Here is a 23337-nt window from a genome sequence, read left to right on the forward strand (position 1 = left end):
CTGCAAAATAGTACGTAGTAGCTAGGTTTAGCCGCCGAGAAATTAATTGTCGATGGCTACCGGGTTAAATTGATCTACTCTGATCAATGAGGCAAACAATGCTTTCTTTTCGGTCTGGTCACCGTGATTGAAAACTCGAAAGCTATTCCAGCCGACATAAGCTGTGTTGCTGTTGATTTCCAGATACCCCGCCGAGGACTGCCCATCCAGTTTGGGTAAATAGATAACCGTGAGCGTAACAGCAGGCTGTTGTTTAGGGTAAAATGTCCAGGTTAGCCGCATCGCATTCAGGATTACGTAACAAGATACTGTATTTACTAGTCCAGCAAACATTTTACGCTGCCGCCCTATCCTATTCTCCCAAACAAATTTGCTCGGATAGTTATTACTACTTGAAATGGGACACGGAGATATAAGTAAGTGAACGCTTGCTGCTAGGCCAGGTACTTATAAACGCGAGTCTCTGCGACAAAGGATTAAATAATCATATTTTAAGGGTAGAGAAGATCGATAGACTTACTTTTACAGGCAGATGCGTAAACTCTTTCCTCTTTTTTTTATTTGTCTGTTCGTAATCAGAGTAGAGGCCCAGAAACCGGCAGATAGCACTGTCAGTTTTTGGTCGGCCGTAACGCCAACGAAGCGTCAACCTGCTGATCCAGGCAATATTAAAGAGTTAGTTGGTTGGTGTCAGCTGCATATGAAACAGGCAGTGATTTCCTGTCCTGAGCATATCATTAACGTTGAAAAAACGAACCCGGCGCAGTGGTTTTATCCAGTCTTCAGCAACCAGTATATAAGTACACCTGCCTGTATTGAAAAGCAGCTTCGGTCAATAAACACTACGTCGGTTAACGTCTATGAGGGTAGTAATCTGGCTGCACTTATTCTGAAAGCTGCTTACTACGTGCAGCAAACTAAATATGGTACGGCACGGGAATATAGTGAGCGAGCTGTCCGACTGGCTGATTCATTACAGATTTTCCAGGGCTGGTCAAAGCTGATCTTATCACGGGCACTGTTCGGCCAGGAGACAAACTTTTCGAGGGCTTATTCGCTCCTGAATCAATCGCTGGCGCTGGCCAGGAAAGAGAACGATCCGGCTCTGGAAGCGCATGCGTTATCGGTGCTGGGCATGATTAACCGGCGCGTTTATTTTGGTGCTTCACTGAAAGCGATTCCCTATCATCAGGCCGCTCTGAAAATCGGCTTTGCGCAAAAAGATACCATTCTGATAGCGCAGGAATTGCTGGCTCTATCATTAAACTACGACGATGCCGGTCGAATTGATAAACACGTCGATTATTTGCTGCAACTGATTCCGCTGGCTAATAACAAATCGCTTCCCCGAATAAAAGCCAGGCTTTTTCTGATGACTAGCCGTTTATTACCGACGTCATTAGCGGAATTTCATGAGCCATTTGTCCGGGAAAGTATACGGTTGAGCCAGTTAGCGGGCGAACTGTTTTACGTTGAGTATGGCTACCAGGAGCTATTTGAGATACTCATGGCAAAAAATCAGACGCAGGAAGCTACTCAGGTTCTGGAGAAAATAGATTCGCTAGGTCAATTTCTGACACCACACCGATCCTATGCCACATCAACAAATCTGCTGTGGTATCAGCTGGCGAAACGTAACGGAAACGTAACAAATGCCCTGACATCACTGGAAAAAGAATATCAGACCGTAAGCCAGCGCTATCAAACGCAGAATGCTGCCGCCTTATCTCAATGGGAGGCTATTTTTCATAACCAGGAGCAAAACTTACTGCTGAAACAACAGGAAGAACAGCAGCACTTTTTAGTTATCGTTATTGTGCTGGTAACGCTGTTGTTACTAACGGCCGCCGTAGCACTCTATTTTCAGGGGCAAAGCCAACGGGCTACCCGCCATCAAATGGCCCTAACCGCTGAACAGGCCGATCAGTTGCGACAGCTCGATACGTTGAAGAGTCAGTTTTTCGCCAACGTATCCCACGAACTACGGACGCCTTTAACGCTGATTCTTGGCCCGCTCGGTAGCCTTTTAAAGCAAACTCCGCCGGTTACGCACCAGGCAGAACTTCTTCGAACAGCTGATCAGAATGCCCGTCGTTTGCTTGAGCTGGTAAACGAAATTATGGATCTGACAAAACTCGATGCCGGTAAACTGGATGTTGTCTATGACGCCGTACGAGTAAATCAGCTGATGAGTCAGATCGTGGCTAATTTTGAGTCACTTGCCCAACAGTCGGCGGTTCACTTAAAACGGCAGTTTGACACTAAACCGAATCTGCAAATTGCACTTGACGTCAATAAGTTTCAGAAGATTATTGATAACCTGCTGATCAATGCGTTTCGGTTTACGCCCTCTAACGGACAGATTACCGTAAAAACCAGCGAAACCGCAGATTGGATTCTTGTGGAGGTTCAGGATACCGGGCGAGGAATTCATCCGGGCGATCTTCCACACGTATTTGATCGGTATTTTCAAACCCAGCAGCCAGGGGCGCCCAGCGAAGGGGGCACGGGCATCGGACTGGCGCTGGCCGCCGAATTTACCAGATTGTTGGGTGGGAAAATATGGGTAGAAAGCCAATGGCAGCAGGGCGCTTGCTTCTACGTAGAAATTCCTAAGCGTATTGTAACACCATTGGTAGCTCAATTGGATCGGGATAGAGCAGACACCGATTCAGAGGCTTTACAGGGTAATTACCTTGTTGAAAAACAGATAGAAACCAGTAGAGAAAGCGTATTGCTGGTGGAGGACGATCAGAGTCTACGCCAGTATCTGACAACTATTCTTCAGCCCGCTTATACGGTGCTGACAGTTCAGAACGGTCGGGAAGCGCTTGACCTGTTGGCGTCGCAACTGCAATTGCCTGCTCTGATCATATCTGATCTGATGATGCCTGTTATGGATGGATTTCAATTATTAACCGCCCTGAAAAGTGCTGATACGTATCGACACATTCCGGTGCTGATGCTGACGGCCCGAACCGATAAGTCGGACAAATTACAGGCGTTACGTATAGGTGTAGACGATTATATCGTGAAGCCCTTTGATGAGGATGAACTGATGGCGCGTGTAACCAATCTGGTTACGCAGCTATCGCTTCGCCTGCAATCAACGACTGATAACGTACCTGAACCGATAGCGCTACCCGTAATCACATCAAGTAACGATATAAACTGGCTGGAACGGCTGGAGCGTTACGTAGAGCAGGAGCTGGGCAATTTTGATCTTACCGCCGATCTGCTGGCCGACCTGCTGTCGGTGAGTCGAAGTACGTTGTTTCGGGAAGTAAAACGGCTTACGGGGTTAACACCGGCTCAGTACATAATGGAGTCGCGGTTGCAACAAGCCCGCTTTCTTCTGGAGAATCGGAAGGTAAGTACGGTTAAAGAAGTCGCTCAGCGAGTTGGACTGCGGCAGGTGAAACATTTTTCACTTACGTTCAAAAATCGTTTCGGAAAGCTACCGTCGGAGTACCTGAAAACGGATTAGAACTAGGGTGCTGATACGATAATATACCTAATATGATACGCTGATGGGCTACATGATACGTTTGTGCCCCTAAGTTGACACAATGATCATTGAATCATGGAATAATTTTGTTGTTATAAATTCATAAAGAACAACAAGCGCGCTTCCGCTTTTATCCACATCATGGTAGTAATCTGCTACGCTACAGGCCTAATAGCCTGAGCAATGCAAACGAATCAGGAATTTTCTCTCCTCTTTTATAACTGATCCACAACTTTCCGGGAATTGCTTATGTCAACTTTACATGCTGCTGGTGTACGACACCGATTAACATTGGACGACATTGTTGTCATCACAGCAGACATCAATTACAGTTTTGTCCATCGCGTATCGGGTGTAACTCAGCTTCAGAGCCGAACCTTAAAATGGTATGCTGATCGATTCCCTGGTTTACTCCGTATTCATAAAGCTAGTTTGATCAATACCCGCCACGTTCACCATTATTTCATTGTGGGAGGTAAGCGCCCATACGGCTACCTGATTATGAAAAATGGCATGCGGTTAGACATATCGCGCCGAAACATAAGTCTGGTAAAGCAGCGGCTGGATGAAGAAAGTGCTAAACGGGATCTTTTGCTGGCTGAAGCCATAAAAGGAATAAGTTGCCCTATTATTGGCACGATGTCCCTAAGTGTTCAGGGTGTTGGCCTGCATAGTATGTAACGTTCTTGCTGATTAATAAGATTATCCACAGTCGTGTATCATGACTGTGGATTTTTTGTGGGTAATACAATCAAAATCCTCTTCGTTTGATCATTTCGTTCAACATGGAGCGTTATCTAAACATAGTCCTGTTGCGTTCCTGTAGATTAATTACGTAAAGGGAAACCTAATTTACCCCCTAGAATGAAGAAAATTGCCTTTGTTGTTCAGCGTTATGGAGTAGAAGTAAATGGAGGAGCGGAATATTTCTGTCGCATTCTGGCCGAACGGTTAACCGCTACGTATGAGGTCGATGTACTGACCAGTTGCGCACTGGATTACGTTACGTGGGCTAACTGGTACAGAGAAGAAACAACCCTGATTAATAACGTTCGAGTGCATCGCTTTGCAACAGAATATGAACGGCAGGATAAAGCAGAAGAGTATTCAAAAGTTGAAACCAAAATAAAAAAATGGTCGCGGCCGGAGGAGTGGCAGGGCTTGGGTTGGTTAAGGATGTGGGGTCGGGCACTTGTTGGAAAAACGGTTCGCCAGTATAGTAAACGATGGGCGCAGTATCAGGGCCCCTATGCACCTGGGCTGGTCGATTATCTCAAACACAACCATAAGCAGTACGATGCGTTGATTTTTATTACGTATCTCTACTACCCTACCGTAATCGGGCTGAATGTAGCACCGGAAAAGTCTATTTTTATTCCCACTGCCCACGACGAGATCCCTATTTATCTGCCTTTTTTCCAATCTGTCTTTCGAAAGCCACGCGCTATTTTATTCCTGACACCAGCAGAAAAGGACTTTGTGCATAAGCAGTTTAAGAACAGTACTATCTACAACGACATCATTGGGGTTGGCATTGAATCGCCGGAAGCGGTGTCGGAGAAATCACCCGCAGACATACTTGGCCAGAACGCCGACTACGTACTCTACATTGGCCGAATCGACGTAGCAAAAGGGTGCGACCTGCTCTTTGATCTGTTCCGACGCTACAAAGAAGCCAATCCATCCGGGCTGAAACTGGTGCTGGTAGGGCAGGCGTTTATGCCAATTCCTGATCATCCCGACGTAGTGACTGCGGGTTTTGTTGATGAGCCAACAAAAGCAACGCTGTTGGCTGGTGCTAAAGCCCTGGTGATGCCATCGCCCTACGAAAGTTTGTCGATGGTAACGCTGGAAAGCTTTGCCGCTGGTATTCCGGTTATTGCCAACGCCGATTGTGCCGTACTACGTGATCACATTGAGGGCAGCCAGGGCGGATTGTCGTACCGGAATTATGCTGATTTTGAAAAAGCCATCAATCAAATACTCACCCAGGATACGTCTATCATGGCCCAAAATGGCCGTGCGTATGTTCAGCAGTATTACACCTGGAATACCGTCTTGTCGACGTTCGACAAGACCATCGACTACGTAGTAAAAAGGCGATAAGTAGCGTTATTGCAGCACTTCGTGCATCGTGTTTAGTCGTCGATAAACGCTGTCTTTATTGCTGAGCAGCTCGAAATGGTTGCCGCGTTCAATAATTTTGCCGCCTTCCATAATCAGGATTTCGTCGGCTTCTTTGATTGTACTTAACCGATGGGCAATAACCAACGTAGTGCGGCCTTCCATCAAATTGTCCAGTGCATCCTGAACCGATTTTTCCGATTCAATATCGAGTGCCGACGTCGCTTCGTCCAGAATCAAAATAGATGGTTTTTTGAAAACGGCTCGGGCAATACTTAACCGCTGGCGCTGGCCACCACTCAGGCGAATACCCCGGTCGCCGATATTGGTATTGTAGCCATCTTCGGTTTCCATAATGAAGCTATGGGCATTGGCTATTTTGGCGGCTTCAATAACATCCTCCAGTCGGGCATCTGGTTGGCCAAGCGCTATATTATTGAAAATAGTATCGTTGAACAGAATAATCTCCTGGGTTACGAAACTCATCTGCTTGCGTAACGACTCCATCGTGAAGTCTCTTACGTCTGTACCGTCGATGGTAACGCGGCCTTTTGTTGCTTCGTAAAAACGGGGAATCAGATCGGCAATTGTTGATTTACCAACGCCGGATGGGCCTACCAGCGCTATTTTCTTTCCTTTTTCAAGCCGGAAACTGATGTTTTTAAGAACGGGCTTATCCGAATAGTTGAAGCTGACATTCTCAAAAACAATGTCGCGGTGGAAACCATTCAGCGTTTTAGCATCTGGTTTATCCTGAATGTCGACGGGTTTGTCGAGCAGTTCGAGAATCCGTTCGCCCGCAGCCTGGCCTTGCTGAATGTTGGTCAGCGCTACAACAATGGCTTTGGCGGGACGTATCACCTGCGAAAAAATGGCAATGAAGGCAATAAACGAACTGGCCTGTAAATTACTATCGCTGTTCAGAACCAGGCTACCGCCATACACAAGAATACAGGCCACCACGAATACACCGGAAGCTTCGGAAAAAGCAGGAGCTAACTCCCGCCGTTTAAAGCCTTCCAGACTCGCCTTGCGGTGGAAATCATTTTCCTGGCTGAATCGATCAACAACAAACCGGGTAGCGTTAAACGAGCGGATGATGCGCATGCCAAGCAATGTTTCGTCCATAAGCGTCAGCATCCGGCCCATGGATGCCTGTACATCCTGAGCTTCTTTTTTCAGCTTTTTCGTGACAGCGGCAATCCCAACGGCCGAAATCGGAATGATGATCAGCGTGAAGACCATTAGCTTGGCCGAAATCAGAAAGAGCGCCACGAAGTAGCCGATCAGCATATAGGGCTCCTTAAACACGACTTCAATGGAACTGCCCGCTACGCTTTCAATGGCATAAACGTCGCCATTGAGTCGGGATAGCAAATCACCTTTGTGTTCTTTCGTGAAATAACCCAGATGCAGGTGGTTGATCTTGTCGAACAGGGCTTCTCGCAACCGTTTGACCAGCAGCGTTCTGGCCTTAAGCAGGCATTGTTGGGCCAGAAACCGGAACGTATTGGTAAATACCACCGCCACCACAATCATGCCCGCCAGAAAGTAGAGCGCATGAATAGGGTTCGTGGTTTTGAAGTAATAGATAAGATGATAAAATGAATCTTTAAAATAATCGGGCGAAAACCGGAATGCTGGCATTGATTCATATTTGACAGCATCGGCCGTATTGACCGGATCGAATAAAAAATTAAGCAACGGTATGATCAACGCAAATTGAAATACGTTGAAAAAAACACTGATCAGTGTGAAAATGAAAAAAGGAATTACAAATCGTCCGTAAGGCTGGGCATACACCATCAGCCGTTTATAAATCTTCATTGGTTGAAGTTACAGTAAATAAACAAGCAAAGTACCATCACTACGTTGTCAGGCCAGCGCTCGGTAGACATCGAGGTATTTTCGGGCCGAATCTTCCCAGTTAAACGTAGCGCTGTAGGCTTTCATTGCTTCTTTTATTCGGTTACCCGCGTTGTTGTAATATTGCATTCCGGCCATGAAGTCTTCCTGCATATTCTCAAAGTCCTGGAAATAAAAGGCCATATCCTTCCCTATTTCGGGCAGGGCCGTGTGTTTCGACAGGAATACCGGTTTGCCGATCGACATGGCCTCGGTAACCGGCAGGCCAAAACCTTCGGCCAGGGATGGCATCACAACGGCCTGGCAGTTATGATAATACCAGGATTTTTCGCCTTCGGTAATTTCATTCACCAGATGCATCCGATCGTCGACCCGTAAGTCCGACGCCTGTTGTCTTAAAAAACGAGCATAGTCTTTATCCTCGTGCCGACCGGCCAGAATTAATTCGAGTTTTGGATTGGAACGTAGCAGGGGCAGAATTCGGTGCTGGTTCTTTTTGCGGGCAATAACCCCAATGTTAAACAGAAAGGGGGTTCGTGGGCGGTAGGATTCTGGCTCCAGCGCCGGTTTGGGCAAGCCATTGGTGCCATTATAGATGACATGTACCGGCTTCCCATTTGTATCACAATGGCTCAGCAGATCGTTTTTACTAAACTCGGAGATGCAGACAATAGCATCACTTCGGTCAACATTACATTGCAGATGTTTCAGACAGCGCGCTTTCTTCTCCTCCGTTTTGTCTTCGTGCAAAAAGTTAAGATCGTGAATGGTAAGCAGGACTTTTATCTTCTTATTTCGTTGTGGAATGTATTGCGAATTCTGATACGTGCTGTGCCAAACATCAAATTTGTTTAGCGAGGGCATAAAGAACTTCTGTAATGAATGTTGAGTAATGGCGGAGAGTGAAGGATCGAAGGTCGATCGTACATGCTCGGGAATAAATAACGATAACTGCTCCTGGGACGCGTTTTGCTGGATGGCTCGCCCTAAATTGAGGCAATAATAGTACAGTCCGGTATTGATGTACTTCATTCGCTCACAATCAAACACAATACGAATCATAAGGCTCTAGTTTAACATGTTGGATAAAGAAGTCTTGAAACATACCCCTATCAAAAAAGGTAACTTCTATTACAACGGTTCAAGTCTAAAACGAACCATTGTTTAGTACTAGGATACTTTATGATGAATAAGGGTTGGAGTGATCAAGGACTTCTCTGTAAAGAATACTGGTTATAGAGGGTTAATGTTGCGCAACCCCATAAAATACGATTGTAAGGTCCTGGCGTATAAATGTCTGATTTGCTGTATGTCCCGTATTATTCTTGACTGCGATCTAATGAAGTTTCCCCATTCGGGACTCTATCATTATTGCCAGAATTTAGCTCAGCATATAAATAGCGTGCTGTTGGAAGAGGAGCAGGAGTTGATGCGTATGTATCTTCCGCCAAATAAAAAATTGACGCTTACGGATGAACCCTGGCATCTGGTAGAGCGTAAGTGGCATAAGTTTTTGCAACCTTTTTTAAACGATTGCCAAGTGTGGCATGCGCCGTTTCAATCGGGACGAATTTTGCCGAACAAACGCAAATTCCCGCACCTGAAAGTGGTTCTCACCGTTCATGATTTGAATGTACTCCACGAAGGAAAACCAGAACAGGAGCAACAAAAAAGTATTGCCCGGACACAGACATTAATTGACCAGAGCGATGCGATTGTCTGTATTTCTGAATTCACGAAAAATGATCTGCTAAGCCATTGTCATACAAACGGGAAGCCGGTACATGTCATCTATAATGGACTCAATAGGAGCCCGACGTCCGTTGGAGACGTAGCGGCTTATAAACCCAATAGAGAGTTTTTATTGGGTATTGGATACCTAAACAAAAAGAAAAATTTTCATGTGCTACTCCCTTTATTACAAAGCAATCCTGATCTTGAGTTGATTATTATCGGCCATCACGACGACCCGGCTTATGTAAGCCAGATGAAGGAATGGGCGCAAAACGAAGACGTTGCTGAGCGATTACACTTGTTGGGGACCGTATCGGAAGCGGATAAGATGTGGTATCTGAGTCACTGCAAAGCCTTAGTGCACCCTTCGCTTGCCGAAGGATTTGGTTTGCCTGTCATCGAAGCGATGCAATTTGGCAAACCGGTTTTTTTATCGGATCGTACGTCGCTGCCAGAAGTAGGGGGGAAAGTGGCTTTTTATTTCACGGATTTTGAGGCTAGCACCATCCAGAATGTGTTTAAGAAGGGTATGAGTGCCTACCAGGAACAGGCATTGGCAACGGCTATAATTGATAATGCCAAACGCTTCAATTGGGATAAGAGCGCCAGGGAATACGTATCGGTGTATCGGTCGCTTATGCAATAGCCAAAAGGTAGCCTAGGGCCTGGTGTAGGCCCTCTTTGTCAATGATTGATCTTTTGTCTATCCATAATAGTCAGTATCTTGTTGTTTTTATAACCTGGCGTGCACCAATCTTGCATTGAGATAGAAATCAAAGTAGCTGATTGGGTATAAATGGTCGCTTGTTTGTCGCTCAGCTTCTACAACAGACTTATAGATTCTGTCTCTCTATGAAAATCCGCTATTGGCTCGTTGGTTGCATTTTTTGGGTAGCCTTACTAACCAGCCAATCTACGTTTGCTCAGAACAAACTAATCGATAGCTTAAAATTGACGCTTACAAAGCGATTGCACGATACAACCCGGGCTAATACGCTTTATGATATAGCCAACGCTTTTTATAAGCAGAATAAGTTCGATTCAACGACTCAGTATTTAAAACTGATGCGGTCAGTTTGTATACGTAGTCGATACGTAGCGGGTCTTGGTAACTACAATCGTCTTCAGGGAGCTATGCACATGCGCAAGGGGATGTTTGAGGAAGCGTTGGCATTTGATCAGGCTGCAATTACAGCATTTACAAAAAGTGGTAAGCTCAGACTGGTTGGGCAGGTGCATCATAACATGGGATGGCTTTATAAGACCATGGGCGAGAGTCAAAACGTAGCGGCCTATACTCGGCAGGGACTTGAGCATATGCAACAGGCTATTGCTATCAACCAGCGCCTGAATTCACTCCAGGATTTAGCCGACAACTATGTCAACCTGGGTATTCTTTATGAAGATCTTGGCGAATTCAAACAAGGTAGGGAGTGCTTTTTTAAAGCATTGGTGCTGGGTGACCAGGCGAATATTAATCCTGATGAAAATCGGGTCATTTATAATAATTTAGGTCGGAATTTCAATGCAGAAGGCGAATATCAGCAAGCTATTGCGTATCTGAACAAATCACTTCCTATTAATCTGAAACTGGACCGTAGCAGCAGTCTGGCTCATAATTATCGGAATCTGGCAACGGCTTATCTTGGATTAAAACAATCAGATAAGGCACTGCTCTATGCCGAAAAAGCCTTATTTGAGGTCAAGCGTAGCAAAGAGGTGCCCCTGTCCCGATCGGTCTATGGTGTGCTTTCGCAAGCTTACGAAGCGGCTGGGCAGTATGATAAAGCCTATAGATCGGTACTGGAGCAGAAACGGATTGAAGATACGTTGATGAGTCTGGAAAAAACGCGGACCATTACGCAGCTACAGGGTAAGTATGAGCTACAGCAGGCTCAGGAACTGGCCAAAATCAAGGCTGAACTAGAATTGGCCAAAGCAGAGCAGATTGCCAGTATTGAAGCCAATAAGACGAAACAAATTGCGGCTGTCCAACGGGAAGAAAGGCATCGGCTGGCGCAAATCAAAGCCCGGGCTGACGTAGAAAAAGCCCGCGAATTGGCCGAAATTGAGACGAAATACGAGACCCAGAAGCGATTAGAGCAGATTGCCAGCCTCGACAAGGAGAACCAGAATCGTTCTCAGCAAATTAAGTTAATGACGGGTGGCGTAGGTATATTGGTGATTCTGGTGAGTATCCTCCTGGGGCAGTACTACGTCATTCGTCGGGCTAATCGTCGGCTTTCGGTTCAGAATGAGGTTATTACGCAGCATAGCCGTGATCTGTCAAGCCAGTCGGATCAGCTACGTACGCTGATGAAGGAGCTGCACCACCGGGTGAAAAATAATCTGGCTATCGTATCCAGCTTGCTGAATTTGCAGGTAAACAGCCTCCACGATGAAAAGGCGATTCAGGCAGTTCGGATTGGGCAGCAGCGGGTTGAAGCCATGTCGTTGATTCATCAGCAATTGTACCGGACCGACCAACTGACAGTTATCAACATGGACGAATACCTGACTAGCCTGGCTGAGAGCCTGATACGGGCTTATGGCTATGACCCTGCTACGTTCAAGCTGCAGATTGATATTGAAAAACAGGAGCTAGATGTCGATATCGCTATTCCAATAGGTCTGATTGTTAATGAGTTAATAACAAATGCTTTCAAATACGCCTATCTGGAGCAGCAGGAGCCTTTGCTACGTATCGCCCTGCACGGCGATAACAGTCCCGCTCCTTCCGGGCTTGTGCTGGAGGTGCAGGATAATGGTCCCGGTATTGAAGTCAGTGATTGGCGAAAGCCTGATTCCCGGCCATCGTTTGGGAAGCGTCTGATTATGTCGCTGAGCCAGCAATTAGATGGCCATTTCGATCTGCTCAATGAAAAAGGGACCTTGTTCCGGCTGCACATTCCCACCAGCCGTTTAGTGGCCTAAATGCCTTCTGTTGTTATCCGAACGTGAGATTTTGCAAAGTACAAGACCATAAATCACTACTTTCGTGATTCGCCCCAGTTCATCAACCATGAGCCAGATCTGGCTTTTGCTGTTTACTTAGTTTTATGAAACTATTCCTTACGAGCCTGTTTGCCTGCCTGTTGATCCGGTCAGGCGTTGCTCAGACAATACGTTATGAGTTATCATTCCCCAATGCCATTCACCACGAAGCACAGATTAGTTTAACGGTCAGCCAATTGCCTGCTAAACCGGCCGTGTTCCGGATGAGCCGGTCATCACCAGGGCGGTATGCTACACACGAGTTTGGAAAAAATGTATATGATGTGCGGGCTTATGACCAGCAGGGCAAACCGCTGACAATCAATCGGACGGATGGCGATGTATACGAAGTGCCTACCCATACTGGAACCATTAACGTTATCTATACGCTGTTCGGAAACTACGCCGATGGTACGTATCTGGGTATCGATCCGCAAAGCATTCACCTCAACATGCCTGCGACTTTTTTATGGATCAAAGGATTTGATCAGTTGCCTATTGAAGTGAAATTCAATTTGCCGGACGGCAATAAGGGAGTTGTGGCTACGCAACTGATTCCTACATCGGATCGCTATACGTTTAAAGCCCCAACGTTGCAGTATTTTATGGATTCGCCCACTAAAATTGGTCAGCTGGCTATCAAGGAGTGGCAACGGACCAACGCTAATGGAAAACCTGTTACGTTCCGGGTGGCGCTGGAAGCCGACGTAGCCGATTCCGTAGCCGGTAGCTTTGCACAGAAAATAGCGCGAATCGTTGATCAGACCAAAGCAGTGTATGGCGAATTTCCCGATTATGATTATGGTAGCTATACATTTCTGGCGAGCCTGAACCCATACGTTCGGGGTGACGGAATGGAACATCGAAACTCAACTATGATTGCCCGGCCTATGGTTTTCACTGGCTCCGAAAACGTATTTGAGGTATTTGCCCATGAATTTTTTCATGGCTGGAACGTAGAGCGCATTCGCCCCAAAACGCTGGAACCGTTCAATTTTGAGAAAAGCAACATGAGCCATGAGCTTTGGTTTGCCGAAGGGTTTACGCAGTATTACGGGCAATTGCTGCTGGTTCGGGCTGGCTTTACGTCGTTAGAGGAGTACACCCGCACGCTGTCGAGCCTGTTGAATACGAAACAAAATACGCCAGGTGCGACTCGTTATTCACCCATTGATGCCAGTCATCATGCTGTTTTTGTCGATGCCGGGGTGTCGATTGATCGGACTAATTATCCGAACATGTTTACCTCATACTATACCTACGGAGCTTCGTTGGCACTGGCGCTGGATCTGGAATTACGTCAGCGTTTCAATCAATCATTAGATACGTATATGCAGGCCGTCTGGAAGCAATTCGGGAAAACAGAAGTTCCCTATACCATTGATGGTTTACAATCCGTGTTAAGCAAACTAACGAATGATGAGTTTGGCCGGTCGTTTTTTAGCCGATACATCTACGGACATGAACGGATCGATTATGCGCCCTTATTGGCTAAAGCTGGGTTTGTCGTTAAAAAAGCAAATGCTGGCCAGGCCTGGGTTGGGACAGTACGGTACACGGAGACCGATAAAGGGTTGCAGATTAGTAGCAATACTATAGTAGGAACGCCCCTATATGACGCAGGCCTGGATATTGACGACCTGATTACGGCTTTAGATGGTCAGCCAGTTACTAAAGTGGATGGGCTACGTAGCTGGCTCAGTCAGCATAAACCGGGCGATATGGGTAAAATCACGTACATCCATCGAGGACAGGAAAAAGTTGCGTCGGTGAAGTTCCTGGAAGATCCGCTACCTGCCGTCGATTTGCTGGAGAAGGCAGTCAGTGGCCTCCCGGCTGATATGCAAACGTTTCGTACTAATTGGCTGGCAACAAAAACAACCAAATAAAGTGGCGTATTTTATGTACACGGATCATGTATGAGGCAACTGGCTGCCACAAAAAAAGCCAGCCTACATGGTAGGCTGGCTTTCTATCTAGTCAGTTTCAACCTCACTCCCTATATTGAGGTATATTAGTAGTACGATAAAAGCCGCTGATGAGATTTATTTGTACTGCTTTATTGATTAGAAGGTAGGTAAAGCTTCTTGATAAGCCACGTAGTGCTATAGATTACGGACGGGTTGAGCTATGTTCCCAGAAGCTCAATAATCATGCTAGTTGTTTGCGATGAGCTATTTTGGTTCTTACGACAAGCAGTTTTATGTTAAGAAAAAGGGAAATTAAAACACCTGTCCACTATTTGTTGATACGGTAATAGTTTTGGTAAACTATTGGCCTGGGAATTGTGACGTATTGATCGAAGTGGACAATGAATCGGAGGTGGAGATACGTAAATTTAATTTCTGCCTTCATTAAACCTCTTCCTGCAACAATTGTCTGGATTAATAGGGTTGTTCAGCTGAGTGTTCTCATTAATAAAAAACATGCATCGGTCTAAGCTAATCGTAGCCTTTGTTCTAGGAAGCCTCGTGTCGTTCTCCTGGTATTTTATAGCCCTTGCTGATTGGGTACAGGATTTCAAAACGGGTATATACCATCAAAATTACATAGAATTGGCTCTAGAAACGGGTGCAATCTTACTCTATAATCTGGCCGGAATTTTCTTTTTGCGGAGGAAGACAAACCTGCTGTAAGAAAGTGAAAATGTTCGAGTCGATTCCTTTGCCTGTTTAGGAATTAACCCGAACACCTGTTAAGCTCGCGCGATCTGTTCCTGCTGCTGTTGACGAACCTGCTGGCCAATAGGTACATAATCGACCTCGCAGGGGTAACCGAACAGGCAGTTGTCTTTAATCTGCTTTGCCACACGCTCGGGCACCATCTGCTCCCAACCGTCTTCGCCAGCCTGAATCATTTCCAGTACGTGATCGGTAGAAATGTGCAGATTCTGCTCGTTGTAGTCCCGAATATCCTCAATCTTATCGTTGCGGAACAGATAGTGAAACAAAGGCTCCAGCGTTGGAGGGAGCTGGAATTCATTGCAGGTATAAATCTTGTTGTCGCGAAGGGTCGGATAAACGAAGAGTTTCACCTTTCGGCTAAACAACGTAGCAAATGATTCCAGAATACCGCCCGGCAGAAACTCGTAGTGGCCTTCTTCAAAAATGTATTCGAGGTTAGGAATACCGACTACCAGACCAATTTTTAGCCGCGTCAGTTTAGCCAGATAAGCAACCAGTTTATAATACTCCAGATAATTGGAAATCATAACTGTCTGACCCATCGAGCACAAAATATCTACCCGGTCCAGGAAGTCTTTTTCGTCAATTCCCTGATCGTTGGCTTTTAGATTATGAAGCGTAAGCTCAGCCATCGAAACCACCCGGTTCTCGTCTACATCGGGCTCCGCTTTGAACTGTTTCAAGCCATTTTCGATCATGTCCATCTGAACGTTGGTAACCGGGCGTAGCCGTCCGCGCATGACCAGAATATTCTTTTTATAAAGCGCTTCCGATGGTTGCAGTACCTGGCCATCTGGACCAAACAGGGCAGCATCCGTAAAACCATTTTTTACCAGATGCAAACTCATAAGCCGATTATCGACATCCGTGAAATCGGGGCCCATAAACCGAATCATATCAATCTGAATACGTTCTGGTGTTAAATCGTCCATCAACGACAGCACCAGCGTTTCGGGCGATTTCGCATAGTAGTAACAGCCATAAATCAGATTGACGCCAATAACGCCCAGCGCCTGCTGCTGCAGAATGTTTTCGTTATCCAGCATTTTAACGTGAATAATCACGTCGTTATAACCTCCTTGGGGGGTTAGCTGAAAACGACAGCCAATCCAACCGTGTGCATCGTTGGTTTTCTGGTAATTAAGGGCAACAACCGTATTGGCAAAAGCAAAGAACGTAGTGTCGGGGCCACGTTTTTCGGCTAATCGTTTTTCAAGAAGGCTGTATTCTTTGCTGAGCATTTTGACGAGCCGTGATTCCACTACGTAGCGGCCACTTTCTTCAACGCCATAGATCGAATCACTGAACGTCATGTCGTAGGCCGACATGGTTTTGGCAATTGTACCCGATGAACCACCAGCCTTAAAAAACATGGCTGCCGTTTCCTGACCAGCACCGATTTCGGCAAACGAGCCATAAATACGGCGGTCAAGATTGATTCGTAATGCTTTCTGCTTCGTGCCTACATTCTTCTCGTACATGGTGGTAAAAGCTTGCTTGCTGATGCTAAAATTACAGACACAAAGCTACAAAAGCCATGCCTCCGCTAGTCAAAAACGTATGTTATGGAATTGTTGTTCGCTTTTTAGATAGTATTTGTTAGACCAACGTTTAGTTTGACAAATAAAAAAGCAACCCCCTGGATTGCCTTTTTGTACTGACCGGCGAATAAGTATTACTTAACTGGTTTATCGGTCATATCGACAAACATATTACCGCCACCTGCTTTCTGATCGAGCGATGAACCAGCTTCAATAAAATTTTCATTCGTAATTACGCCACGACGGGCCGTGGTACGTGTTCCGCTGATTTGGTAGATGGCTTCGCCCAGTAAAGGCTCACTCAAGTCGCCAAAGGCTTTCATGGCATAGGCTGGCTCGCGCACCTCAACCGCAGGAGCAAAGCCGGTTGGGTAATCCGTAAAACCCTGCGAATTGGCCGACTTAAACGTTAATGGCTGCATACCCCATTTGATACGTCCGTTTGCATCAGAAATGGTGATGGAGCCAACGTTCTTACCTACCGTAGTGTTGCCGATGGTAGTTACGGTCATAAACGGCCGTAAGCCATTGATAACTAATTCGCTGGCCGATGCTGTGCTGCCTGTAGTCAGGATAAAAACGCGGTTCAGATTGCCGCCAATATTGGTCGCTTTGGTTATAAAATTCTGCGTGTTCCAGCCTGGATTATATTTTTTGTCATAATCGGCAGTAACCTTAGGATTCCATAGCTGAGTGTAGTACACTTTACCGGCTATGTTTTTGCCCACCAAACTCGCCAGATTGTTGGATGAGCTGACGTAACCGCCTGGATTATAGCGAAAGTCCAGAACTAATTCGTTAACGCCCTGCTGTTTGAACTCGCCAAATACGTTGTCGAGTTTGTTGTCGTAGGTTTTATCCGTTGGGCCGCTGCTTTTGTAAACGCCCGGATTGAATTGATTATAAACAACGTAGCCAATTTTTTTGGCCCCAATTGTATAAACGGTGTCGAGCAATACCGGATCTTCCTGAAAAACTACTTTCGTGACCTGTCTGGTTTGATTGGCATCGGTAGGAACGCCATTGACCAGGGTGCCCATCGTGAACGTCAGTACGTCGCCCGCTAACAGGCTGGAGTATGTATCTGTGGTTAGAGCCTGCCCATTCACTTTCGTGAAAATATCTCCGCGCTTGAATCCAGCCGCTGCGGCAGGTGAGCCTGGAAGTACATAAATCACTGACCCCGCAATGGTCGTTCTGGCCTGATCGAAATAATAGAGCTTGTAATCCATACCCGTTGTTTTCGATTGCCCGCCCAGCGATGCTTTCAACTCATCGGCGCTGGCCTGAATCCACGAAAAACGGTCGCGATCCCTATTCGCCGAGTTGTTACGATCGTAGAGAAGCGACAAAAAGTATTTGTCGGGCGTAAGGGTCGTATCGGTGTTGGCCGGGATTTTATCGTTCCAGAGGTAGTAATACCTCATGTTCGTTAAAATCCAGTTATTGACCTCCTGATTCGTGGCTGGTAAGTTACTTAAGGGAACAGTATCTGGGTTGTACTCTTTTTCACAGGATGTGAACAAACAAGCCGAAACTAACGTAACGAGCAAAGCAGGACGTAACGCAAGAGGGATGGTCATAAGTAATTGTTGATGCCAATGGACGTGTGCATTTATAACGTAAATACGCTAGAAATGATTTGCTAAAAGGCTGTTAATCTAAAATTTGTCGCCGAATGACTAAGCCGGAAGCATAGGTATAAATCATTACTGGTTTGCCCACTGAGGCACAACGTATACAGAGGTTTTAATCCTATACAATCTTTGTTCGCGATGCCACTAGTTGATACGTTGACTTAGGCAAAAGCGTCTTCGATATGGTTGATTCGCAGATTAGCTCCGGCTAACGTAACAGCTACAATATCGAAGCGAATATCGTGTAGCCAGTCATGGGCGAAAACGTAGTGTTCAGCGGCTTTCATAACTAGTTTGGCCTTGGTATACGAGACAAATTCTTCGGGTTGGCCGTAGCTCAGATTGCTACGTGTTTTGACTTCTACAAAAACGAGTAGTTTGCCTTTTTTAGCGATGAGATCGATTTCGGCATGTTGATACCGATAGTTTGTCGCGACAATTTCGTAGCCGTTTTCCTGTAGAAAGCGAACGGCGGCCGCTTCGCCTTGCTTGCCGGTTTCGTTGTGTTGGGCCATTGGTCGATAAGGTTACAAGTTACGAACCGAACGAAACCGGCCGTTTCCCTTGTTATAAAAGGAGCGGGAGTTCCGTGGTTTTTGGTAAAACAATGAATAGTCGAATCAATAAACAAGTTGACATTCAGGAATTAGGATTGATTGAGTACCAGGCTGCCTGGGATATGCAGGAACGCTTGTTTTCTACTATTGTTAATCAGAAACTACAGAATCGGGCTGTAGCGGTCGAAGAGCAACAGCTAACGCCAAACTATCTGCTGTTTTGTGAGCACCCACATGTCTATACGCTCGGGACTAGCGGCCATGAAAATAACCTGCTGGTTGACGAAGAACGCCTGACAACGGAACTGGGTGCTACGTTCTTTAAAATCCGGCGCGGTGGCGACATTACGTATCATGGACCAGGACAACTGGTTGGCTATCCGATTCTGGATCTGGATAATTTCTTTACCGACATTCACCGCTATATGCGATTGCTGGAAGAGTCCATTATTCTAACCCTGGCCGATTATGGTATCAGTGCTGGCCGGATTGATGGATTAACCGGCGTTTGGCTCGATCACGAAGGTGGACCAAACCCTCGCAAAATCTGTGCTATGGGCGTCAAAGCCAGCCGTTGGGTAACGATGCACGGATTTGCGCTGAACGTAAATACAGATTTGAGTTATTTTGGGCATATTGTTCCCTGTGGCATTTCCGACAAGGCCGTTACGTCGATGTCGCTCGAACTAGGACGTAACATACCGCTGCAGGAGGTGTCGGGTCGTGTTCAGCACCACATGGCCCATTTATTTGATATGATAGTAACAGAGAGGAAAGAAACCGAAGTTAAACTATTGCCTGTCGTATAGACTTTGTTTATCTTTTGCTGTTCTTCCCATCCTCTGTCGGATTTCGATTATGAAAAAAGACATTAATTTTTTGCCCGTTGAGGGCGTACAGATAGTTATTGCGCGTAAAGAAAATGAAGCCGGTGAATACGACTGGCAGGTCTTTCTGATCAACCAGAACGACGTACCGATCAAAACCGTATTTGTTACGTCGAAAGGCTATGGCCAGAAAAATGAGCAGGAGCAAAAAACGTCGACGCTCCGGCACTTTTTCACGGAAATAAATCCAGGTGCCTACGAAGTCGTTGAATCGATTATGCCCGACGTTTTTCATCTGAATAATGAATACTGGGTGAGCTATTTCATTGGCGATCAGATTTTCGACAAAAAGTTTATATTCGTGCCAGACAGTATTGTCGAAGAAAATCTCGTTACCGTACCTGCATTAGGATTGGAAGGGATTTTGCACGATTAGTTCTGCACTACTAGCTAAACCTTCCTCCAAAAGGAGAGAAGAACGATTGCCTAAAATCCTATGCCTCAAGCCGTCTCCTGGAAACGCCGACTAAAAAATTTCCTGTTTATCGATATCAAAACAGTGGCTGGAGAGCCGTCGCTGACGGCTGTAGAACCACGACTACAGCGTCAGTGGGAAGAGAAAAGCCGCTACTTCAAAAGTGAGGATGAGCTGTCGGCCGCTGGCTGGTACGACCGAAGAGCTTCTTACTACGCGGAGTTTGGTAAAATTATCTGTATCGGCGTAGGTGGTTTGTTTTTTGATGATGATGATAAGCCACATCTGAAAGTAAAGCTGCTCAGCAGTGATGATGAGGAAGCCATTCTGCAAGAATTCCTGACCATCGTGAACCGGTACCCACCCGGTGAACTGACGCTTTGCGCACATAATGGCAAGGAATTTGATTTTCCTTATCTGTCCCGGCGGTTAATGGCAAATGGGTTGCCGCTGCCACCTGCCTTACAAATTGCGGGTAAAAAACCCTGGGAGATTCCCCACAAGGATACGCTCGAACAATGGCAGTTTGGCGATAAACGTCATTTTGTTCCCCTGGATCTGCTGGCCGCCGTACTGAACATCCCGTCTCGCCCGCTCGAATGGACAGGCGACCGAACCAGTGAGGTCTATTACCGGGAACATGACTGGCCGCGCATCGAACAATATGCCCGCGACTCGATGGTTATGCTCGTGCAGGTGTATATGCGCATGGTGGGTGCCCCGCTCGTGGCCGACGAGCATATAGTCTTGAGTGACTAACGGATTACAATACACAGAGAGAAAGTGTGAGCAGGGATCACCATTATTTCTGAAACTGTGTGATATCCTTAGCTTGCTCTGTGTTTTAACCATTTTAGCTCACTTATATAGTTGAGCAATAGTATGAAAAACGGAAAACAAAATAAATATAACCGACCCGCCACCGGCAAGTCGAGTTCGGCTCGTCCGCGTGAGAAAGGTCTGGACAAACAGCAGAAAGGGCGACCTGTTCAGGAGGCAAACTCTTTTTTGGATGAATTGAAAAACGATCTGATGGCGTTTTTTCAGATTAATGATGACGATTCGTTTACCCAGGAGCAGGTTCTGGAGCATTTCGATATCTACGACCGTAAAATGAAACTGATCATTCACGGTCTTATTGGAGAACTGGTTGACGAAGGAACGCTGATCCGGCAAGCCGATGGAAGTTTCCGCGCTGATGCAGATGCTAATCTGATCGAGGGCGTCGTCGATCACGTCAATTCCCGGTTTGCCTTCGTTGTGCCTACCTCCCCGCTTGGCGGACGTGCTGATCGAGACGACGACATTTGGGTGTCGACCGAGGATCTGGCCGGTGCTGTTGATGGCGATAAGGTTCGAGTAGTTCGTTTTACGGACTCACGGAACCGAGGCCGCCGGATTGAGGGCAAAGTGGCCAGTATTATTGAACGGGGACGTACTGAGCTGGTTGGACGTATTGAAGTCTGGCCAACCTACGGATTCGTTATTGCTGATAGCAAAAAGATCTACGACGATATTTTTATTCCTAAGGAGAAATTGGGCGATGCTAACGATGGCGACAAGGTCATTGTGCGGCTAACCAAATATCCGGAAGCTTATAGCAGCAAGCAACGCTTTGAGGGCGAAGTGGTTACGGTGTTGGGCCTGGCTGGTGAAAACAATACCGAAATGCACGCTATTCTGGCGGAGTTCGGATTGCCGATCCATTTCCCGGAGGAAGTGGATCGGGAGGCAGAGGCTATTCCGACTACCATTCAGGAAAGTGAGCTGAGCCGTCGGCGCGACATGCGTAACGTAACGACGTTCACCATCGACCCCGTTGATGCGAAAGACTTTGATGATGCCTTATCGGTAGAAGTCCTGGAAAATGGAAACTATGAGATTGGGGTTCACATTGCCGACGTAACACACTACGTCAGACCTGGTTCCAGATTAGAGGAGGAAGCCTACAAGCGTGCTACGTCGGTTTATCTGGTTGATCGCGTAGTGCCAATGCTGCCTGAGAAACTGTCTAATAACCTGTGTTCACTACGTCCGAACGAAGATAAATTGACCTTTTCGGCGGTTTTTGAACTAACTCCCGACGCGAAAATTGTGGGCGAATGGTTTGGTCGGACAATCATTCACTCCGATCGGCGGTTTTCGTATGAGGAAGCGCAGGAAATCCTGAACAATAATCAGGGCGATTATCTGGCCGAACTTCAATTGCTGAACGAGCTAGCCTATAAGCTACGCGCTGAACGGTTTAAAAACGGAGCTATCAACTTCGAAACCGTTGAAGTTCGGTTTAAGCTGGATGAAAATGGGGTGCCGCTATCGGTTTACCCGAAAATACGGCAGGATACGAACAAACTCATTGAAGAGTTTATGCTGCTGGCGAATAAGCAGGTGGCTGAGTTCGTACACTCGTTGTCGAAACGGAACAAAAACGGCGAGGAGAATACGATGGTTTACCGGGTTCACGAAGGACCGGACGATCAGAAGTTACAGCAGTTTGCCGACTTTGCGGGCCGTTTGGGCTATCGACTTAAGCTTGGCGAAGGCCAATTGTCGAATTCCCTGAACCGATTCATGGATAGTATCGAAGGGAAACCCGAAGCAAATATGCTTCAGCAACTGGCGGTCCGAACCATGTCGAAAGCGCGATACAGTACTGATGATATTGGCCATTTTGGCCTGGCTTTCCGCCGATATTCTCATTTTACGTCGCCAATTCGTCGCTATCCCGATATGATGGCGCATCGTCTGCTACAACACTACCTGGACAGAGGTAAACCTGCCGAACGCGACCCGCTGGAAGAGCAGTGTAAACATGCATCGGCACGCGAGAAAATGGCAGCCGATGCTGAACGGGCCAGCATTAAGTATAAGCAGGTCGAATTCATGAGTCGGATGGAAACCGACCGTACGTTTGAAGGGGTTATTTCCGGCGTTACTGAATTTGGAATTTTTGTCGAGATCACCGAGAATAGTTGTGAAGGCCTGGTACGTATGCAGGACTTGAGCGATGACTTTTATGAGTTCGATAAAGACAATTATCGGATTATCGGGAATCGGCACAAGAAAATGTACACCTTCGGCGATCAGGTGGAGGTGAAAGTGAAAGAAACCAATCTGGCACGCCGGAGTATGGATTTTGTGCTGGTCAGCGATAAAGCTGGTCGAGTGGTGGAGTCCAAACCAAGCCGTCGGTCAGGACGACGTAGCGAAGAGCGATCATCAACCAACGCTTCATCAAAACGAAGCGGGTCATCCAGCCGCAAGGAAGGACCAGCTGCCAAAGGCCAAAACCGACGAGGAGGTCGGGGACGACGATAAAGAAACAGAAGTGGCCAATCATCAAGTTGATTGGCCACTTCTGTTTAAATACGGATTAGCCGTAAAGAAAAA

At 46.5% G+C, this 23337-nt stretch carries 16 protein-coding genes; 10 read left to right on the forward strand and 6 right to left on the reverse strand.

Going from position 1 to position 23337, the window contains the following annotated elements:
• Nucleotides 1–42 precede the first annotated feature (42 nt).
• Nucleotides 43–282 (reverse strand): hypothetical protein, encoded by a 240-nt coding sequence (locus GK108_RS02025; RefSeq protein WP_163941987.1) that lies wholly within the window; start codon nucleotides 280–282, stop codon nucleotides 43–45.
• A gap of 250 nt (nucleotides 283–532) precedes the next feature.
• Between GK108_RS02025 and GK108_RS02030 the strand changes: the two genes are divergently transcribed.
• The 3 genes from GK108_RS02030 to GK108_RS02040 all read left to right on the forward strand — a co-directional run bounded on the left by GK108_RS02030 (nucleotide 533) and on the right by GK108_RS02040 (nucleotide 5614).
• Complete coding sequence (locus GK108_RS02030) at nucleotides 533–3487, forward strand: hybrid sensor histidine kinase/response regulator transcription factor (protein ID WP_163941990.1); 2955 nt, start codon at nucleotides 533–535, stop codon at nucleotides 3485–3487.
• A gap of 270 nt (nucleotides 3488–3757) precedes the next feature.
• Nucleotides 3758–4189: a LytTR family DNA-binding domain-containing protein gene (locus GK108_RS02035; protein WP_163941992.1), complete on the forward strand. Its 432-nt coding sequence runs from the start codon at nucleotides 3758–3760 to the stop codon at nucleotides 4187–4189.
• A 183-nt stretch (nucleotides 4190–4372) separates the two neighbouring features.
• Nucleotides 4373–5614 carry a glycosyltransferase family 4 protein gene (locus GK108_RS02040; RefSeq protein WP_163941997.1) on the forward strand — a complete coding sequence of 414 codons (1242 nt, stop codon included), beginning with the start codon at nucleotides 4373–4375 and terminating at the stop codon, nucleotides 5612–5614.
• Between the two features lie 6 nt (nucleotides 5615–5620).
• On the opposite strand, the gene GK108_RS02045 is transcribed toward GK108_RS02040, so the two are convergent.
• A complete protein-coding gene (locus GK108_RS02045) occupies nucleotides 5621–7459 on the reverse strand; it encodes an ABC transporter ATP-binding protein (protein WP_163942000.1) in 1839 nt (612 codons plus the stop codon).
• 48 nt (nucleotides 7460–7507) lie between these two features.
• Entirely contained in the window at nucleotides 7508–8560 is a 1053-nt protein-coding gene (locus GK108_RS02050; protein WP_163942003.1) for a glycosyltransferase family 4 protein, read from the reverse strand.
• A gap of 277 nt (nucleotides 8561–8837) precedes the next feature.
• Here GK108_RS02050 and GK108_RS02055 point away from each other — a divergent pair, with 277 nt between their 5' ends.
• The 3 genes from GK108_RS02055 to GK108_RS02065 all read left to right on the forward strand — a co-directional run bounded on the left by GK108_RS02055 (nucleotide 8838) and on the right by GK108_RS02065 (nucleotide 14115).
• Nucleotides 8838–9878: a glycosyltransferase family 4 protein gene (locus GK108_RS02055; protein WP_163942006.1), complete on the forward strand. Its 1041-nt coding sequence runs from the start codon at nucleotides 8838–8840 to the stop codon at nucleotides 9876–9878.
• Between the two features lie 206 nt (nucleotides 9879–10084).
• Nucleotides 10085–12166 carry a tetratricopeptide repeat-containing sensor histidine kinase gene (locus GK108_RS02060; RefSeq protein WP_163942009.1) on the forward strand — a complete coding sequence of 694 codons (2082 nt, stop codon included), beginning with the start codon at nucleotides 10085–10087 and terminating at the stop codon, nucleotides 12164–12166.
• Nucleotides 12167–12291: 125 nt separating this feature from the next.
• Complete coding sequence (locus GK108_RS02065; RefSeq protein ID WP_163942011.1) at nucleotides 12292–14115, forward strand: M61 family metallopeptidase; 1824 nt, start codon at nucleotides 12292–12294, stop codon at nucleotides 14113–14115.
• 806 nt (nucleotides 14116–14921) lie between these two features.
• Here the strand turns inward: GK108_RS02065 and GK108_RS02070 are convergent.
• The 3 genes from GK108_RS02070 to GK108_RS02080 form a co-directional block, all read right to left on the reverse strand.
• Nucleotides 14922–16391 (reverse strand): TonB-dependent receptor, encoded by a 1470-nt coding sequence (locus tag GK108_RS02070; RefSeq protein ID WP_163942014.1) that lies wholly within the window; start codon nucleotides 16389–16391, stop codon nucleotides 14922–14924.
• 194 nt (nucleotides 16392–16585) lie between these two features.
• Nucleotides 16586–18034: a S41 family peptidase gene (locus GK108_RS02075; RefSeq protein WP_163942016.1), complete on the reverse strand. Its 1449-nt coding sequence runs from the start codon at nucleotides 18032–18034 to the stop codon at nucleotides 16586–16588.
• 215 nt (nucleotides 18035–18249) lie between these two features.
• Entirely contained in the window at nucleotides 18250–18603 is a 354-nt protein-coding gene (locus tag GK108_RS02080) for a YraN family protein (RefSeq protein WP_163942020.1), read from the reverse strand.
• Between the two features lie 92 nt (nucleotides 18604–18695).
• Between GK108_RS02080 and lipB the strand changes: the two genes are divergently transcribed.
• From lipB to rnr, 4 genes are all read left to right on the forward strand, one after another.
• The gene (gene lipB / locus GK108_RS02085) at nucleotides 18696–19454 is read left to right on the forward strand and encodes a lipoyl(octanoyl) transferase LipB (protein ID WP_163942022.1); all 759 of its coding nucleotides are present in this window, start codon (nucleotides 18696–18698) and stop codon (nucleotides 19452–19454) included.
• Nucleotides 19455–19503: 49 nt separating this feature from the next.
• A complete protein-coding gene (locus GK108_RS02090; RefSeq protein ID WP_163942025.1) occupies nucleotides 19504–19908 on the forward strand; it encodes a hypothetical protein in 405 nt (134 codons plus the stop codon).
• Nucleotides 19909–19968: 60 nt separating this feature from the next.
• On the forward strand, nucleotides 19969–20706 hold the full coding sequence (locus GK108_RS02095) for a ribonuclease H-like domain-containing protein (RefSeq protein ID WP_163942028.1): 738 nt from the start codon (nucleotides 19969–19971) through the stop codon (nucleotides 20704–20706).
• Between the two features lie 123 nt (nucleotides 20707–20829).
• Nucleotides 20830–23265, forward strand: coding sequence for a ribonuclease R (rnr, locus tag GK108_RS02100; protein ID WP_163942031.1), 2436 nt, complete (start codon nucleotides 20830–20832; stop codon nucleotides 23263–23265).
• Nucleotides 23266–23337: the final 72 nt, after the last annotated feature.

It is taken from the genome of Spirosoma terrae, from assembly GCF_010435915.1.
Classification (GTDB): domain Bacteria; phylum Bacteroidota; class Bacteroidia; order Cytophagales; family Spirosomataceae; genus Spirosoma; species Spirosoma terrae.

What these genes read in the sequence shown, in the direction of transcription:
- GK108_RS02025 (WP_163941987.1), bottom strand. Translation starts at nt 282, where the DNA reads ATGCGGCTAACCTGGACATTTTACCCTAAACAACAGCCTGCTGTTACG.
- GK108_RS02030 (WP_163941990.1), top strand. Translation starts at nt 533, where the DNA reads ATGCGTAAACTCTTTCCTCTTTTTTTTATTTGTCTGTTCGTAATCAGA.
- GK108_RS02035 (WP_163941992.1), top strand. Translation starts at nt 3,758, where the DNA reads ATGTCAACTTTACATGCTGCTGGTGTACGACACCGATTAACATTGGAC.
- GK108_RS02040 (WP_163941997.1), top strand. Translation starts at nt 4,373, where the DNA reads ATGAAGAAAATTGCCTTTGTTGTTCAGCGTTATGGAGTAGAAGTAAAT.
- GK108_RS02045 (WP_163942000.1), bottom strand. Translation starts at nt 7,459, where the DNA reads ATGAAGATTTATAAACGGCTGATGGTGTATGCCCAGCCTTACGGACGA.
- GK108_RS02050 (WP_163942003.1), bottom strand. Translation starts at nt 8,560, where the DNA reads ATGATTCGTATTGTGTTTGATTGTGAGCGAATGAAGTACATCAATACC.
- GK108_RS02055 (WP_163942006.1), top strand. Translation starts at nt 8,838, where the DNA reads ATGAAGTTTCCCCATTCGGGACTCTATCATTATTGCCAGAATTTAGCT.
- GK108_RS02060 (WP_163942009.1), top strand. Translation starts at nt 10,085, where the DNA reads ATGAAAATCCGCTATTGGCTCGTTGGTTGCATTTTTTGGGTAGCCTTA.
- GK108_RS02065 (WP_163942011.1), top strand. Translation starts at nt 12,292, where the DNA reads ATGAAACTATTCCTTACGAGCCTGTTTGCCTGCCTGTTGATCCGGTCA.
- GK108_RS02070 (WP_163942014.1), bottom strand. Translation starts at nt 16,391, where the DNA reads ATGTACGAGAAGAATGTAGGCACGAAGCAGAAAGCATTACGAATCAAT.
- GK108_RS02075 (WP_163942016.1), bottom strand. Translation starts at nt 18,034, where the DNA reads ATGACCATCCCTCTTGCGTTACGTCCTGCTTTGCTCGTTACGTTAGTT.
- GK108_RS02080 (WP_163942020.1), bottom strand. Translation starts at nt 18,603, where the DNA reads ATGGCCCAACACAACGAAACCGGCAAGCAAGGCGAAGCGGCCGCCGTT.
- lipB (WP_163942022.1), top strand. Translation starts at nt 18,696, where the DNA reads ATGAATAGTCGAATCAATAAACAAGTTGACATTCAGGAATTAGGATTG.
- GK108_RS02090 (WP_163942025.1), top strand. Translation starts at nt 19,504, where the DNA reads ATGAAAAAAGACATTAATTTTTTGCCCGTTGAGGGCGTACAGATAGTT.
- GK108_RS02095 (WP_163942028.1), top strand. Translation starts at nt 19,969, where the DNA reads ATGCCTCAAGCCGTCTCCTGGAAACGCCGACTAAAAAATTTCCTGTTT.
- rnr (WP_163942031.1), top strand. Translation starts at nt 20,830, where the DNA reads ATGAAAAACGGAAAACAAAATAAATATAACCGACCCGCCACCGGCAAG.